13 protein-coding genes are annotated in these 15009 nt (G+C 33.7%); 3 read left to right on the top strand and 10 right to left on the bottom strand.

Annotated elements, in window-relative coordinates; genetic code table 11:
• Positions 1-8: 8 nt before the first annotated feature.
• The 4 genes from hisG to B8977_RS04690 form a co-directional block, all read right to left on the bottom strand.
• The gene (gene hisG, locus B8977_RS04675) at positions 9-866 is read right to left on the bottom strand and encodes an ATP phosphoribosyltransferase (protein WP_084016515.1); all 858 of its coding nucleotides are present in this window, start codon (positions 864-866) and stop codon (positions 9-11) included.
• 283 nt (positions 867-1149) lie between these two features.
• Entirely contained in the window at positions 1150-1722 is a 573-nt protein-coding gene (locus B8977_RS04680) for a pentapeptide repeat-containing protein (protein ID WP_084016516.1), read from the bottom strand.
• A 197-nt stretch (positions 1723-1919) separates the two neighbouring features.
• Positions 1920-2636: a LytR/AlgR family response regulator transcription factor gene (locus B8977_RS04685; protein ID WP_084016517.1), complete on the bottom strand. Its 717-nt coding sequence runs from the start codon at positions 2634-2636 to the stop codon at positions 1920-1922.
• Entirely contained in the window at positions 2633-3664 is a 1032-nt protein-coding gene (locus tag B8977_RS04690; RefSeq protein WP_084016518.1) for a sensor histidine kinase, read from the bottom strand. Before B8977_RS04690 ends, B8977_RS04685 begins: the two co-directional genes overlap by 4 nt.
• 200 nt (positions 3665-3864) lie before the next feature.
• Between B8977_RS04690 and B8977_RS04695 the strand changes: the two genes are divergently transcribed.
• A complete protein-coding gene (locus B8977_RS04695) occupies positions 3865-6240 on the top strand; it encodes an outer membrane beta-barrel protein (RefSeq protein WP_084016519.1) in 2376 nt (791 codons plus the stop codon).
• A 219-nt stretch (positions 6241-6459) separates the two neighbouring features.
• On the opposite strand, the gene B8977_RS04700 is transcribed toward B8977_RS04695, so the two are convergent.
• The 6 genes from B8977_RS04700 to B8977_RS04725 all read right to left on the bottom strand — a co-directional run bounded on the left by B8977_RS04700 (position 6460) and on the right by B8977_RS04725 (position 12693).
• Positions 6460-7374 (bottom strand): helix-turn-helix domain-containing protein, encoded by a 915-nt coding sequence (locus tag B8977_RS04700; protein WP_084016597.1) that lies wholly within the window; start codon positions 7372-7374, stop codon positions 6460-6462.
• Positions 7375-7406: 32 nt separating this feature from the next.
• The gene (locus B8977_RS04705; RefSeq protein ID WP_221405777.1) at positions 7407-7730 is read right to left on the bottom strand and encodes an Atu4866 domain-containing protein; all 324 of its coding nucleotides are present in this window, start codon (positions 7728-7730) and stop codon (positions 7407-7409) included.
• Positions 7697-8536: an SDR family NAD(P)-dependent oxidoreductase gene (locus B8977_RS04710; protein WP_084016520.1), complete on the bottom strand. Its 840-nt coding sequence runs from the start codon at positions 8534-8536 to the stop codon at positions 7697-7699. Before B8977_RS04710 ends, B8977_RS04705 begins: the two co-directional genes overlap by 34 nt.
• A 210-nt stretch (positions 8537-8746) precedes the next feature.
• Entirely contained in the window at positions 8747-9697 is a 951-nt protein-coding gene (locus B8977_RS04715) for an alpha/beta fold hydrolase (protein ID WP_084016521.1), read from the bottom strand.
• Between the two features lie 309 nt (positions 9698-10006).
• Positions 10007-11338: a sensor histidine kinase gene (locus B8977_RS04720; protein ID WP_084016522.1), complete on the bottom strand. Its 1332-nt coding sequence runs from the start codon at positions 11336-11338 to the stop codon at positions 10007-10009.
• Positions 11338-12693, bottom strand: a complete 1356-nt coding sequence (locus B8977_RS04725) for a sigma-54-dependent transcriptional regulator (protein ID WP_084016523.1) — start codon at positions 12691-12693, stop codon at positions 11338-11340. Before B8977_RS04725 ends, B8977_RS04720 begins: the two co-directional genes overlap by 1 nt.
• 157 nt (positions 12694-12850) lie before the next feature.
• Here B8977_RS04725 and B8977_RS04730 point away from each other — a divergent pair, with 157 nt between their 5' ends.
• Together B8977_RS04730 and B8977_RS04735 are read left to right on the top strand one after the other, a co-directional pair.
• Positions 12851-14092: an efflux RND transporter periplasmic adaptor subunit gene (locus tag B8977_RS04730; RefSeq protein ID WP_084016524.1), complete on the top strand. Its 1242-nt coding sequence runs from the start codon at positions 12851-12853 to the stop codon at positions 14090-14092.
• A 107-nt stretch (positions 14093-14199) separates the two neighbouring features.
• Positions 14200-14895 carry an ABC transporter ATP-binding protein gene (locus tag B8977_RS04735; protein WP_084016525.1) on the top strand — a complete coding sequence of 232 codons (696 nt, stop codon included), beginning with the start codon at positions 14200-14202 and terminating at the stop codon, positions 14893-14895.
• Positions 14896-15009 lie beyond the last annotated feature (114 nt).

Below are 15009 nucleotides of genomic sequence, written 5' to 3' on the forward strand. Positions count from 1 at the left end.
TTTTCAGATTAAACAATCATTTTTTCGATTGGCACAACAAGAATCCCTTGCGCACCAGCCTCTTTTAGCTCGTCAATTACATCCCAAAATTTATCTTCACTGATTACAGAATGTAAACTGCTCCAACCTTCTTGAGCCAAAGGAAGAATCGTAGGGCTGTTCATTCCCGGAAGAATTTTTTTAATTTTTTCTAATTTTTCATCCGGAGCATTGAGAAGTATGTATTTGTTTTCTTTTGCATTTCTGACGGAGCGGATTCGGAATAATAATTTCTCCAGAATTTGTTGTTTATTTACTTCTAAATCCGGGTTAGCAACCAAAATCGCCTGACTATCCATTACTTTTACGACTTCCTTCAATCCGTTTGAAAGCAAAGTACTTCCACTGCTTACGATATCACAAATTCCATCAGAAAGACCAATTCCCGGAGCAATTTCAACACTTCCGGATATGATTTCAATGTTTGTGTGGATGTCATTATTTCGAAAAAAACCTGATAAGATATTTGGATAAGAAGTGGCAACGCGTTTGTTGTTGAAAAAACTTAGTCCTTGGTAATCAACATCCTTCGAAACAGCTAAACTTAGACGGCAGGCAGAAAATCCTAGTTTTTCAATTGAATTAATGTTTTTTAGACTTTCTGCAAATACATTTTCGCCTATGATTCCTATGTCAGCTACCTTTTGTTCCACATATTGAGGTATGTCATCGTCTCTCAGAAAGAGTATTTCCAATGGAAAATTGGTAGATTCTGTAATTAATTTCCCACCGCCATTTGGGAATTTAATTCCGCATTCTTCTAATAATTTGATTGATTTTTCGCTAAGCCTGCCATTTTTTTGAAGGGCAATTTTCAGTTTACTCATTGTTTTTTAATTAAATGTCTGAGTAAATCTGTGAAAAGTCTTAAAAGAAAAATCCCGTTTGATTTACTCAAACGGGATTAGATATTTTGAAGTTACAGCATATCCTTATCAGCTCGCTTGAGGGCAAGTATGAAAATGATGATGATGTAATTGAATTGACATTTTTTTGTGTTTTTTAACCAGCACAAATTTATAGTTTATATTTTAATATGTGCAATTAATTTATAATAAAAAAAAATCGGACCAAAAAAACTGATTAATCTATTTCAGTCATTTTTTTGAATTATTCTATCTCAATCCCATATCTATAAAGCAATCCTGCCACTCCATGGATAGAAAATTTAGCATATTTAATCTTGTTGCTTTCCGGATGGATTGAATAATTCTGAGCTGTTCTGAAATCGGATTTTTCCAAAGAAGTATTCTCAAAAATTGCTTCAGATAGATTAGAATTGTCAAAGACAGACTGATTCAAATTACAATTAGAAAAATCAACTTCTTTCAATTCTGAATTTCGAAAAATTGTTTTTGGAATTTGTAACCCATAAAAAGTAGAATGATTTAAAATGCAACTATGAAACTGAAATGAGAGCAAAAATTCGTTGCAATTTTCAAAATTCATCCCTATCATTTTACAGTTTTCGAAAAGAATATTCTGAAATGAAAGCCCATTTAATTTAGATAAACTCAGATTACAGTCAACAAATTCACAATCGATAAAATTAATTCCTAAAAAATTAAAATTAGAAAAATCACAAAAAGAAAAAGTACATCTCTCATAATCTCCTTTTGATAAAGGGTTTTCAGATGAATTTATTTTGTCGAAGACTTCTTCTAAAAAATATGATTTGTTCATAATTGTAAATTTAATAGTCAATAAAAAAGCGGAATCATTGCTGAAGTCGCTCTGTACTCTATGGTACAAAACCCGGATTTATTATTAGAAGATTTGAGAAAGCTAAATCAGTTAAATAACCTATCAAATATATATAATTAAATTACTGGAAGCAGCATTGTATGATTTTAAGTGAAGGAATGTTGCGTTTTTAATCACTATAAAACTCTTTTATTAATTCTATCGAAAAATTCATTCTTATAGGTGTCTCCTAGTGGCAGGTTTTTGTCGGAAATCCAAACTTCATTTGTATCTGTTTTTTCAATTTTATTCATCGAGATCAAATAAGATTTATGAATTTTTACAAATTGATTTTCAGGCAAACTCTCCTCAAAATATTTCAATGTGTTGTAAGTTACTATCTCCTCATTTCCCAAGTGAATTACAACATAATTTTTGATACTTTCGAGATAAAAAACATCGTCTAATTTTATTTTTTTGAAACGATTTTTACCATCTGTTTTTACAAAGAAAAAATCTGCTTCAATTCCCCAAACATTATTTTCAGGTTTTTGAATTCGCGTTTTAACCTTTTCTACCGATTGTATAAATCGATTAAAAGAAATAGGCTTCAACAAATAATCTACTGCGTTTAATTCAAATCCATCCAGTGCAAATTGTGCGTAAGCTGTCGTAAAAATGATATAAACTTTATCTTTCAATAAAGTGGAAAGCTGAATCCCTGTTAACTCAGGCATTTGAATATCTAAGAATAAAACATCGGGTTTCAATTCCTGAATCAATTGTAATGCTTCGATTGAATTATTAGAAGCAGCAATGCAATTCAAATCAGGTAATTGCTCTGCATATTTCTGTAAAACCCGCACTGCCGGAGGTTCGTCATCAACTATGATGCAACTTAAAATTTTACTCATTGGGACAATGGGATATTTAGTTCAATTTTATAAAAATCATTTGCGTCCTGAACTTCTAAGGTATAATTTTTCTGAAACAAAAGTTCTAACCGCTGTCGTACATTCTTATATCCAATGCCGGATTCATCATAATTTTCAGACAATTTATAGGAATTTTCTACCCGAAACAAAAGACGGTTTTCTTTTGTTTTCAGATCAATCCTGATAGGTTTGAAATTGTCATTAGAGATTCCATGTTTCAAAGCATTTTCCACAAAATGAATCAATAACAAAGATGGGATTGTCACGAAATTATTATGGTTCTCATACTGAAATTCAACGGCAATCTGATTGTCAAATCTTCTTGAAAACAAATCTATATAATTTTGAATGAATTGAATTTCGCTTTCCAGAGAAACTTCGTCTTTTTCATTTTCATAAGTCACATAACGCAGCATATCGGATAGTTTCAGGACATCTTCTGCTATTTTAGGTTGTGTGTCCATCAGATCCGAGTAGAAACTGTTGAGCGTATTAAATAAAAAATGTGGACTCAACTGATTCTTTAGATTTTGCAGTTCTGCGTGTTTATTCTCAAGTTGCAGCTCATTGATTCTTTGTGCATTGTCCCAAATAATTTTTAGGAAATAAAAAACAAAACTAAATAAAATGATGCGGACAGAATAATAAGAATTATCGTAAACATAGTAAGGTGTGAGTTGAGACTGTATTGGGTAATTATGATTTCCGGTGATTTGATAAATGATAATTTCTTCTATAATGTGTCTTAATCCCGGGAATAAAAACAATAGAAAAACTTGTCCCAGTATCAATAAAAACCATTTCTTTTGAGGAATGGTTTTCGGGCATATCCATAAATAATTTATGTAAAAAACAATCATTTGCAAAAGCGAAAACCCTATTTCCTGCAAGGTTGACCATAAAAGAGGTAAACTTTTGTCACTGTTCAGTTTTTCAAATAAAATATTCATTCCGAAGAACAATACCCAAAATCCCAGATGAACTGATATTTCTTGCTGTTTTTTCATCTTGTAAAAATAAGCTGAAAACAATAGGTTTTTCTTATTTATAAATCTAACTCAACCAAACTTTATATGAAATGCCTTTTTCACACAACCAAACTTTTCATAGAATCAATCTCCGTTTTTGTTTTATAAAATAGCTGTAACATCCTTTATAAATTATTCGTCTTTTGGAAGATTATAAACTTGCATCATAATTTAATAAAATGAAAAAAATATTGGTTTTGGCCTTTGTGCAATTATGCCTTCTACAGTTAAATGCGCAAGAGCTTGTAAAAGGAAAGGTAGTTGATGAACAAACAAATGAAACAGTCTTGTTTGCTGATATCTCTGTATTTGAAAAAGAAAACAAGCAGTTTGTTGATACATTTTATACGGATGAAAATGGAAATTTTGAGTTTGAATTAAACCAAAATCCAACCGCGTTTTATTTAGAAATCGAATCCATAGGTTACGAATCGCAAACTTATGTCATCGAAAATCAAAATCCGATTCTCATTAAACTGAAAACTGATAAAAGCATTGAGCTTTCCGCCGCTGTGATTTCCGCAAAGAAAAAAGCGATTTCAATCAAAGGAGACAAAATCATTTATGATGTCGAACAAATGGGTATTTCGGACGGGAACAATGGATTGGAAACCATGCAGCAACTGCCGGGAATCAGCCTTGATAAAGATGAAAATTTAAAATTCAGAGGAAGTACAGGCATTCAAATAATGATAAATGGCAAAAAATCAATGCTTCAGGGAGATGCCTTACGGGAATTCATCCGTTCCCTGAAAGGAGATGACATAAAATCTGTAGAAATCATTTCTCAGCCTTCGGCACGGTATGAAGCATCCGGAACGACAGGGATACTAAACATTGTTTTGAAAAGAAATATTTCTCAAACTTTAGGAGGAAATATTTACACATACGCAGGATATGGCGAATATTTCAAACACCAGACGGGAGGTCGTTTTTTTTATAATGACGAAAAATGGAGTATCAATGCAAGTGGTTCTTATTACAAAGGGAAGTCTTTTAATGACCGTGAAGTTAATCAGACCATCGAATTAGAAAATGGCCAAAGAAATATATTACAAACCAACTATTGGCTTCCCGAAACCGAAAGCAAAAGTTTTAATTTGGGCGTGGAAAGAAAACTGAATAAAAATCAACTCATCAGCACCGAATGGCAAATTTATACCGAAAGAGGAACTGAACTCACCAACGGGAAAACATTGGATTATCTGAATAGTGAGTTGCAGAATGAAGTTAATCTGCTCAAAAACGTAAAAACGCCCATAGATCAGATTTCGGGTAATTTATTTTACAACTTCACCTCCGACAGCTTGAAGACCAAAATTGATGCACAAATTAACTACAGTTATTACGAAAAGTCGATCAATGGATTTCAAAGAAATGATTTTTCCAGCGGCGCCTTCAATCAATTAGATGGTCTGAATAAAACCAATTACAATCTGATGAATGCGCAAGTTGACTGGAATCAAAAACTTTCCGAAAGATTGAATTTAGAAGCCGGTGCAAAATTTTCATATGTCGATATGGATTATTTCAATCAGTACACAGCCGAGGAAGGGAACAACTTTATAATTCCGGATAGTTTGATGGTTAACGATTTTCTATACAAAGAAAAACTTACTTCAGCTTATTCTCAGTTGAACTATACTATTGAGAAGTGGACTTTTCTGGCTGGCTTACGAATGGAAAATTACAATTACGAGGCAATTTCACAAGTTAATAATCAAACTAACAAAGACAATTATACAAATTGGTTTCCATCAGCTTCCGTGAGTTATCAGAATGACAATCATCAATATCGTTTGAGCTATAGCAGGAGAATTTCCAGACCAAGTTACCTGGGATTGAATCCTTATTATCAATATTTGGATGCCTACAGTATAGAAAAAGGAAACCCTGCCCTGAAGCCTGAATTTTATGATAGTTTTGAAATTAATTACATCTATAAAAATTCTCTTTCATTTGGACTTTATGGTTATCTGTACAAGGATGGATTTGTCAATGTAATAGATTATCAAGATTCAGAAAACTATAACATTATTTATGAAAGCAATGCTTCGAGCGGTTCCCGATTTGGTTTTTCTGCAAGCATACCATACGAGCTCGGAAAATGGTGGACGATGCAGTTCAGTCTGGATGCTTACTTATCTGATGAAAAATCAGAAATTCCAAATTACGCTTATGAAGGAAATGGCTATGGGTATGAAGTCAATATGTACCATCGGTTTAATTTACCCAAAAGTTGGATATTTACATTGAGCGGATTTTTGAGTGGTCGAAATCAAACCCCGACAGGGTATAGGCCATTGTTGTATGATTTCAGCACTTCCGTTAAGAAGTCTTTTATGGAGGATAAATTAGAATTTGCTGCAGGGTGTTCCAATATCCTTAAAAAAAGCATGTATAATAATTATTCAACTGTGGACAATGTCAAAACACATTGGATCAACAAATGGGAAACAAGAAGATTTTATTTACAGCTAACCTATAGATTTGGCGGGAATAAAGAGAAAAAAGTAAAGAATACTTCACTCGATGAGGAAAAAAGCAGAATGTAATTGAATCAACTCAAGCATTATCTAATCTTCAATACTTTGTAACTGAAAAATTATTTTAAATTTCTTGGAAGAGGTACTTCAGGTTCATATTTAATATTAAACGAAATACCATTAATAATTCTAAAAAGAAAAAATGAATGCAGTTGTAAAATACAGGCTCTCAATTTTGCTGTGAACCATGCTGTTTTACAAGGTTTTTTCTCATCAAAGAATTTGTATTTAGTTGAACGACTGTCTGAACTCCAATGGTGTTTGATTGGTTTTTTGTTTGAAAAGCTTACTGAAAGACTGAGAATGCTCGAAACCTAATTCATAGGCTATCTGACTGATAGAAAGACCGGTTGTGGATAGTTTTTCCTTGGCGTAGTCAATCAATTTGTTCTGAATATGCTGTTGGGTATTTTGCAGGGTATGCAATCTTAAAAGCGTTCCTAAATAATTTGGAGAAATATTTAGTTGTTCGGCTATGCTTGTAACCGTAGGCAGGCCTTGTTCCGGTAATGGATCGCTTTCAAAATAATCACTAAGCAGTTTTTCAAATCGCTCTACCAGTTCATAGTTAGATTTTTTACGCGTGATGAATTGTCTTTCATAAAAACGTTCTGCATAAATGAGTAAAATTTCCAATTGTGCCACAATAAGCTCCTGGCTGAATTTGTCTATGTTTGATTGGTACTCCTGCTCTATTTTCAGAAGAATTTCAACGATGATATTTTCTTCTTTATCAGACAGAAAAAGCGCTTCATTGACCGCATACTGGAAAAAGTCAAATGATTTGATTTTTTTGACCAAAGGGGTATTCCATAAGAAATCAGGATGCACGAGCAGTAGCCAGCCGGTAGGTTCTGCAACAATATCCGGGTTAACTTCTATTTTCAGGAATTGAAGTGGTGCGATAAAGGACAAAACCCCGGAATCAAAGTCATATTCCTGCTGCCCGTAATTGAATTTTGCATTGACATTCCGCTTTAAACCGATAGTATAAAAATTCTGTATCCATTTCACATTTGTTTCATCAAAGGGATAGGAAACCTTGCTGTAATCAATCAGACTGATCAAAGGATGATCAGGGTGAGGAAGGTTGCAGAATTTATGAAATTCAGCTATCGAATTAAGGCGGAATGTTTTTTCCATCATACTAATTTAACTTTTTTCTTTGTATAAAATCATTCCGGCATGTATAAAATTCCGTCTTTAAATTCTCCATCTGCAGTGAAACCCGTGTCGTCTCTGTAATCGATATGATTTCCTTTCACTTGATAGCTGCCCTGGTAAGCACTTTTGCGGTTACCTCGTGCTTCATCATAGCGATTGCCGGGTAGCAGTTCATGACGGATATATCCATCACCTGTCACCCACATCCCGATGTATTCCTGGGTTTCCTCTATCGTTTTGTTATACTCCATGATTGTATTGTTATGGTTTGAACAATTTATTGCCAGCCAGCAGCTAAGCATCAAAATGCAGTTGACACCGTGTAGTCTTTCCATTGCTCTGCATCTTTTGTGAGGATATCGATTTTATTTTTCATCATTTCATAAGCATCACTACCTAAGAGCAAATGTACCGGAGGATTTTTTTCTTTGCTTATGTCAATCAGTACATCAGCTGCTTTTTCAGGATCATTGGGCTGATTACCGTTAATGTTTTCAAGGTGTACAACTTCAGATGCTCTAGCAGCTTCATAATCAGTGATGATTTGTTTAGGTGTTTTCACAGAACCTTTCGCCAGAAAATCAGTTCTGAAATAGCCCGGATAAACAATGGTAGCCTTTACATCGAATTCCTTTGCTTCTTCGGCCAACGCTTCGGTGAATCCCGCCACTGCAAATTTGGTCGAACAATAAATTCCCCAGCCCGGGAAACCTGCAAATAAACCGCCCACAGATGAAATATTAAAAATATGACCCGATCTTTGCTTTCTTAAATAAGGCATTACATTTCGAATCACATTGAGTGTTCCAAAAACATTTACATCAAAATTTTCTCGCGATTCCTCGTCAGATAATTCTTCCAAAGTACCTATCTGTCCATAACCCGCATTGTTTACCACCACATCAATACGACCAAAATGAGCGATGCTTTTTTCGATCGCATTTTTTACATCACTATCATCCAACAGGTTAATTTCAATTGGTAAAAAGGCATCAGAACCATCCTTAATCTCACTTTTTAAAGATTCTACATTTCGGGAGGCGGCAACAACACGATAGTTATTTTTCAGTAGCTTTTTGACCAAAGTAAGCCCCAAACCTTTTGACGCTCCTGTTACCAACCATACTTTTTTTGCTTCCATAATTTATTTAATTTGATGAAGCAAAATTGCGGTCTTATAATCTCTTTACCGTAGCCAAATCAACCGAATATGTAGTCAAATTGTGAATTTATCATCGACTTGTAGTTCCCGTCATATGATTTAGTTTCCGGGGAATTTAAATATTGTTGAGAGGTATTTCGATTAATCTTCAAACAAAGAAACCGGAAATTCTAATCTTTATGCAATATATTATCTCTTCAAAGCCCCTCTTAAATAATTTTCAAACAGCATGGGTTGATCAATCCAGATATTGTGGCCGGCTTGAGGTGCCAGTTTTAATTCTATACTGCTGTAATCTTCCAATTGTTGTTTCAGGATTTCTGCATGGAAGTCAAAAAAGTCATGGTCACCATTGATGAAAGTTGTTTTTATCTTGTTTAAAATATCCCTGTAGTCGTATTTCCAGTTTACTGTTTCTGACATAACAGATGCTTCCTGTTTATAATAGGCCCTTCCCCCTTTCACAAGATTAAACTTGCTGATATCATAAATATTAACCGAGGCAAAGCTTATACGCCAGTATTCCGTGAGATCTTTATGGGTCAATGATGAAGTTTCTATATCCTGAATGGTCCGAAGATTTTCTAAACCTTTTAACTTATAGGGTTCAAGCATTTTTTTTACTTCTACCCTGTTTGCAAGGAAGGCAACCTGATCTTCCATCCGTTTTGAAAATATATTCTCTATGCTGTCTGACTTGGGAAAAATACTTCCTGTAAGAATTAGGTGAGATACACTCACAGGATACTGACGTGCAAATTCCATTCCTACCAATGTACCCATCGAATGACAGAATAATTTTACATTTTCTAATTTCAAAGCTTTTACCAACGCATACAGATCTTCCACATTCTTCTGAAAGGTTAAATTTTCTTTTGCTGCAGGTGAAAGCAATGAGCCACGCTGATCATACAGTACAAAGCGGAATTCGTTTTTTAAACCTTCCAGCGCATCCAGCATGTAATCATGATTGGCTCCAAATCCTCCATGGACAACAATTACCGTATCAGCTCCAGTGCCTATCTCTTTTACAAAAATATCTGTATCTTCTCTTTGTAAGTACCACTCAATATATGCTTTATCCTGTGCTTTAATGATCAGGGACAGAAAACAAATCATAAATACTGAAAAATGCTTCATAAAATACTTTTGGCTAAAGACGCATTTTAATTAAGCATGTTACAATCCATATATTTAGTGCTTTTGGACTCTGATATTCTATAATGAATTGATTTACATCACATTTTATTTATGCGCTACATCCTTTGTTTAATGGTCTATCAGCTGAATTTTGCTGTGCAATTTTAAAAGAAAACAATGACAATTTAACATTCAGACAGAAAGCAGCAAAGTGAATTGGAAGGACAAAAAGTTTTAGGAGCATCATCCAAAGCAAAATTGTTTATAGATGTATGGATTGACAACTCATATCTCATTTATACTTAAAATTTAATTAAAGCTCATTATAAATAAAGTTTCTCCCGGCTTACTTCTGAAGGTCAGATGACCATTATGGGCTTCCATTATGTTCTTTGAAAGCGACAATCCTATTCCTGCTCCGTTTTCACGCGTTGTAAAAAATGGAATAAAAACCTTGTCTCGTATTTCATTTTCTATGCCATGTCCATTGTCTTTGATTTCTATAAAAACTCTAAAATTCTGACTGTAAATTTTTATAATTATTTCTTTAGAAAATTTGATATTTTGCAAAGCATAAACACTATTTGTCAATAAATTAATCAAAACACGTTCTATCAATATCAAATCAACCGGAAAAATAATTTCATTTTTTTCATATTCAGTTTTGATTCGAATTTCATTTTCAGCAAACGTAGGTTTCATTACTTGCAAACAACTATTGACAATTGAAACCAAATTGGTTTCGACTTTTTTAGGGCTTGGAAAATTGGTCAACTCACGGTAATTTTCCACAAATGCGAGCATGTGAACCGTCTTTTTCTGGATTGTTTTCAGACTTTCTTTGAAATCTATTTTGTCATCACTACTCCACTCTTCCTGCTCTGCAAAATATTGCAAACTATTTACCAATGAGTTAATTGGTGTCAACGTATTCATCATTTCATGAGAAATTACTTTCATCAAATCATACCAAGCCTGCTTCTCTTTTTTTTCAATGATCGACTGTACGGAATCAAGCGAAACAATGAAATAGGTATAATTATAAGTTTTGATTTTTGAAGTTTTGAGCGAATACGTTTGATTTTCCTGATTATCAATTGAAATCTCCAACGTTTGCTGCACTTCATTAAATTCTGTTTCATTTAGACGTAGCACAAATTCGGGCAGATTCTTATTCAGATTTTTCCAAGAACTATAAACAGGCATCTGAAAGGTTTTAGCAAAAGATTCATTCATCAAAAAAATGTCCCAATCTTGATTTTCAGCTTTTCGCAAAATTAAAATTCCGGTCGAAATACTATTCAGCAAATTATTGTAAATAATCTGAATCGATTGCTGTTCAAAATAAGATTGTCTTTGTTTTTCGTATAAATTGGACAGATTATGAAAGAGTTCATTTTTATCTTTTGAAGGCGCTTTGAGCGAAAAATCTTCGTTGTACATTGCCGACAAAGTTTTATGAACATCTTGATAAGGTTTCAACAAAAACTGGTAAAATTCAATTCCTAAAATCAAAACAATCAATAATAGAAAAATTCCAGAGAAAATGAGTTCATTAACCAATAAAAATACGCTGCACACTACCAATGTACAAATCAGAAAAATCCTCAATGCCATCTTGAAACCAAATAACTTTCCCATTATGACAAATTAAATTTTTCAATTCTTCTGTACAATGCAGCTCTGGTAATGCCCAGGTCTTCTGCCGCCTTACTTATATTTCCATGATGTTTTCGCATTGCTTTTTGAACCATTTCCTTTTCCATTTCTTCCAAAGTCAGATTGGAAGTAAATTCATTTGAAACATCAATCGGGGAAAAATGTAAATCATAATTATCAATTTCCGCTTTATCCGCCAAAATCACAGCTCTTTCCAGAACGTTCTCCATTTCCCTTATATTACCAGGCCATGTATATTGCTGAATTTCATTTTTAACATTATTAGAAAAAATTAAATCCTGCTTTCTATATTTATTTTTAAATTTTTGAAGTAAATATTCTGCCAAAGGAAAAATATCTTCTTTCCTTTCTCTGAGCGGTGGAATTGTAATCTCCATGGTATTGATTCTGAACAATAAATCCTGTCTGAATTTTCCTTCTTTTACCATTTTATAAATTGGAGCATTCGTCGCACAAATGACACGTACATTTATTTTTCGTTCTTTGCTTTCCCCTAACCTATTTACTTTTTGATTTTGCAAAATCGTGAGTAATTTAGCCTGAAGTGGTAACGATAAATTCCCGATTTCATCCAGAAAAATAGTTCCTCCATCAGCGAGTTCAAACCTTCCGGCTACATCTTTTTCCGCACCTGTAAAAGCGCCTTTTGCATAACCAAAGAGTTCACTCTCAAATAGATTCTCATTGATTGAACCTAAATCTACGTGTACAAATGGTGCATTTTTTCGTTCAGATTTGCTATAAATTTCTTGAGCCATGATGTATTTGCCCGTACCATTTTCACCTAAAATCAAAACCGTTGCATCTGTGGGAGCTACTTTTCTTACAAAATTAAATGTACTTGTCATCGCTGAAGATTTCCCTTCGAAATAGGAAACCATATTGGACTCAGTAATTTTTTCGAGCTGGTCAACTTTCTTATTTTTTCGTGCCAAATCCACCGCAGCCTTAACCGAAGCATACAATTTATCATTGTCCCAAGGTTTCAATACAAAATCAAAAGCTCCTCGTTTCAACCCATCTACTGCCAAAGCAACATCTCCGAAACCCGTCATGAGAATCACAACTGTATTGGGAGAAACTTCCTGAAGATAATCCAACCAATACAATCCTTCTTTTCCATCCTCGTAACCTTTACGGTAATTCATATCAAGCAAAACCGCATCCAATTCATTTTCCTGAATGATGGAACGGATTTTCTGAGGGGCATCACAAGTCAAAACCAGACTAAAAAATCGTTTCAACCAGACTTTTGCTGAAAATAATATGTCCTGATCGTCATCTACAATTAAAATCGTTGCTTCTTTCTTTCGCATTTTTCAAACTTAAGTGTTCGTTTTTGAAATAAAATATGTCCGAAAACGAACAGTCATAAATTATTCTAAAAACAGTATTTCCTAATTTACAGCCCATTAACAACTTATAATTCGCTGGCATATTTTTGAATGTATCTAACTGAAAAATAAGCCATTAATGGACACGAAAGTTCAAAATAAAAAATCGAAATACAAAATAATAATTTTCATTACTATTCCCGCTCTAATTCTGATTGGATTTTTAAGTTCATCATTATTAAAGAAGAAATCATTAAATGTAGATCAATCTAGAATTGCAATCCGCGAAGTGAAAAATGGGAAATTTGATGACATTGTAATTTTAAATGGTAAAATTGAACCCTTGAATTCAGTTTTGATCAATGTTGTGGAAGGGGGTGCAGTTCAGGAAGTTTTTGTAGAAGATGGTTCTATGGTTCGTGCAGGTGAACCGCTTATGCGCATATATAACCCCAATACCGAACTGAGTTATCTGCAGCAGGAAACAGCAATTATTGAACAAATCAACAATTTAAAAAACTTAAAAATCAGTTTGACCAATCAGGAATTGGAACTTGAAAAAGAAATGATTTTAATTCAGCATGATTACATCGATTCGGAACAACAATATAATTTGGATAAAAATTTATATACTTCTGAAATCATTCCTGAAAAAGATTACAACAAATCCAAAGAAAATTTCAGTTACCAGTCAAAACGTAAAGAAGTTATCCAAACGAGTGTCAAAAAAGAAAAACAAGCGCGTTCTACACAGATTAATTCTATCAATGAAGCATTGACAAAAATGGAAAGGAATCTGGAAATTTTGCGCAGCAATAAACAAAATTTTATCGTTTTGGCTTCTTCTACCGGTAGGATTTCTTCATTTGACCCTAGTTTGGGTCAACACATCAATGCAGGAGAAAGTGTAGGGAAAATTGACATTATGGACGGTTATAAACTCACAGCAAAAGTAGATGAATACTACATTTCCAGACTTCAGCCTGCACACAGCGGAACCATTGAATTTGAGGGTACAACTTATGACGTGATGATTTCAAAAATTTTACCGGAAGTAAAGGACGGACAGTTTCAGGTAGATCTGGTTTTTAAAAATAAATTCCCGGAAAATCTGAAAATGGGAATGTCTTTCAGCATTAAATTATTTCTCTCAGAAAGCACAGAAAGTCTACTGATTCCGAAAGGAGCATTTTATCAGGAAACCGCCGGGAAATGGATATTTGTATTGGATGGAGATAAAAAAGCTATGAGGAGAAACATTAAGATTGGAAGAGAAAATCCAATTTATTACGAAATCATTGAAGGACTAAAAATCGGAGACAGGATAATCACTTCTTCTTATCAGGATTACAAAAATGTAGAAGTTTTAAATTTAAACTAATCAAATAATAAATCAGAATAACAACATTATCAATTCCATTTCCCAAAGAAAACCTCACAGGTTTTTGAAATTTGTGAGGTTTAATATTTAATTAAAACAACAATAAAATGATAAAAACAGAAAATCTAAACAAAGTATATCGAACGGAAGAAGTAGAAACTTCAGCGCTCAACAATGTCAATTTGCACATCAAAAAAGGAGAATTTGTTTCCATCATGGGACCTTCAGGCTGTGGGAAATCAACTTTACTGAACATTTTAGGATTGCTGGACGATATTTCTTCCGGAAGCTACTTGTTTGATGGACAAGAAATGGCAAAGCTCAGGGAAAACGGACGTTCCAAAGTCCGCAAGCAAAACATCGGATTTATATTTCAGAATTTCAATCTGATTGATGAATTAAATGTTTTTGAAAACATAGAATTACCTCTCATTTACAATGGTATAAATCCATCTGAAAGAAAGAAAAAAGTAAATGAAATCCTGGAAAGAATGAATATCTCTCACCGTTCAAAGCATTTCCCACAACAACTTTCAGGAGGACAGCAACAACGTGTGGCAGTTGCAAGAGCTTTGGTAACAGAACCAAAATTAATCCTTGCAGATGAACCAACCGGAAACCTCGACAGCCGCAACGGCAATGAAGTGATGGAATTACTCACTGATTTGCATGCAAAAGGTGCTACTATCGTCATGGTTACACATTCCGCTTATGATGCGTCATTTTCCCAAAGAACCATCGAGCTCAAAGACGGGCAAATCATCGCTGAACACTCCAATAAAAAGGAAGTTAGCATTGGTTAAAATACGGCATTCATAAATAACACACAAAAATTCAAGAAAAATTAAGAGTTGAATTAAATTATGATTAACAACTGGATTAAAATAGCGTTTCGTTCTTTTCGTAAAAATATATTT

Source organism: Moheibacter sediminis, assembly GCF_900176425.1.
GTDB lineage: Bacteria > Bacteroidota > Bacteroidia > Flavobacteriales > Weeksellaceae > Moheibacter > Moheibacter sediminis.

What these genes read in the sequence shown, in the direction of transcription:
- hisG (WP_084016515.1), bottom strand. Translation starts at nt 866, where the DNA reads ATGAGTAAACTGAAAATTGCCCTTCAAAAAAATGGCAGGCTTAGCGAA.
- B8977_RS04680 (WP_084016516.1), bottom strand. Translation starts at nt 1,722, where the DNA reads ATGAACAAATCATATTTTTTAGAAGAAGTCTTCGACAAAATAAATTCA.
- B8977_RS04685 (WP_084016517.1), bottom strand. Translation starts at nt 2,636, where the DNA reads ATGAGTAAAATTTTAAGTTGCATCATAGTTGATGACGAACCTCCGGCA.
- B8977_RS04690 (WP_084016518.1), bottom strand. Translation starts at nt 3,664, where the DNA reads ATGAAAAAACAGCAAGAAATATCAGTTCATCTGGGATTTTGGGTATTG.
- B8977_RS04695 (WP_084016519.1), top strand. Translation starts at nt 3,865, where the DNA reads ATGAAAAAAATATTGGTTTTGGCCTTTGTGCAATTATGCCTTCTACAG.
- B8977_RS04700 (WP_084016597.1), bottom strand. Translation starts at nt 7,374, where the DNA reads ATGGAAAAAACATTCCGCCTTAATTCGATAGCTGAATTTCATAAATTC.
- B8977_RS04705 (WP_221405777.1), bottom strand. Translation starts at nt 7,730, where the DNA reads ATGGAAAGACTACACGGTGTCAACTGCATTTTGATGCTTAGCTGCTGG.
- B8977_RS04710 (WP_084016520.1), bottom strand. Translation starts at nt 8,536, where the DNA reads ATGGAAGCAAAAAAAGTATGGTTGGTAACAGGAGCGTCAAAAGGTTTG.
- B8977_RS04715 (WP_084016521.1), bottom strand. Translation starts at nt 9,697, where the DNA reads ATGAAGCATTTTTCAGTATTTATGATTTGTTTTCTGTCCCTGATCATT.
- B8977_RS04720 (WP_084016522.1), bottom strand. Translation starts at nt 11,338, where the DNA reads ATGGGAAAGTTATTTGGTTTCAAGATGGCATTGAGGATTTTTCTGATT.
- B8977_RS04725 (WP_084016523.1), bottom strand. Translation starts at nt 12,693, where the DNA reads ATGCGAAAGAAAGAAGCAACGATTTTAATTGTAGATGACGATCAGGAC.
- B8977_RS04730 (WP_084016524.1), top strand. Translation starts at nt 12,851, where the DNA reads ATGGACACGAAAGTTCAAAATAAAAAATCGAAATACAAAATAATAATT.
- B8977_RS04735 (WP_084016525.1), top strand. Translation starts at nt 14,200, where the DNA reads ATGATAAAAACAGAAAATCTAAACAAAGTATATCGAACGGAAGAAGTA.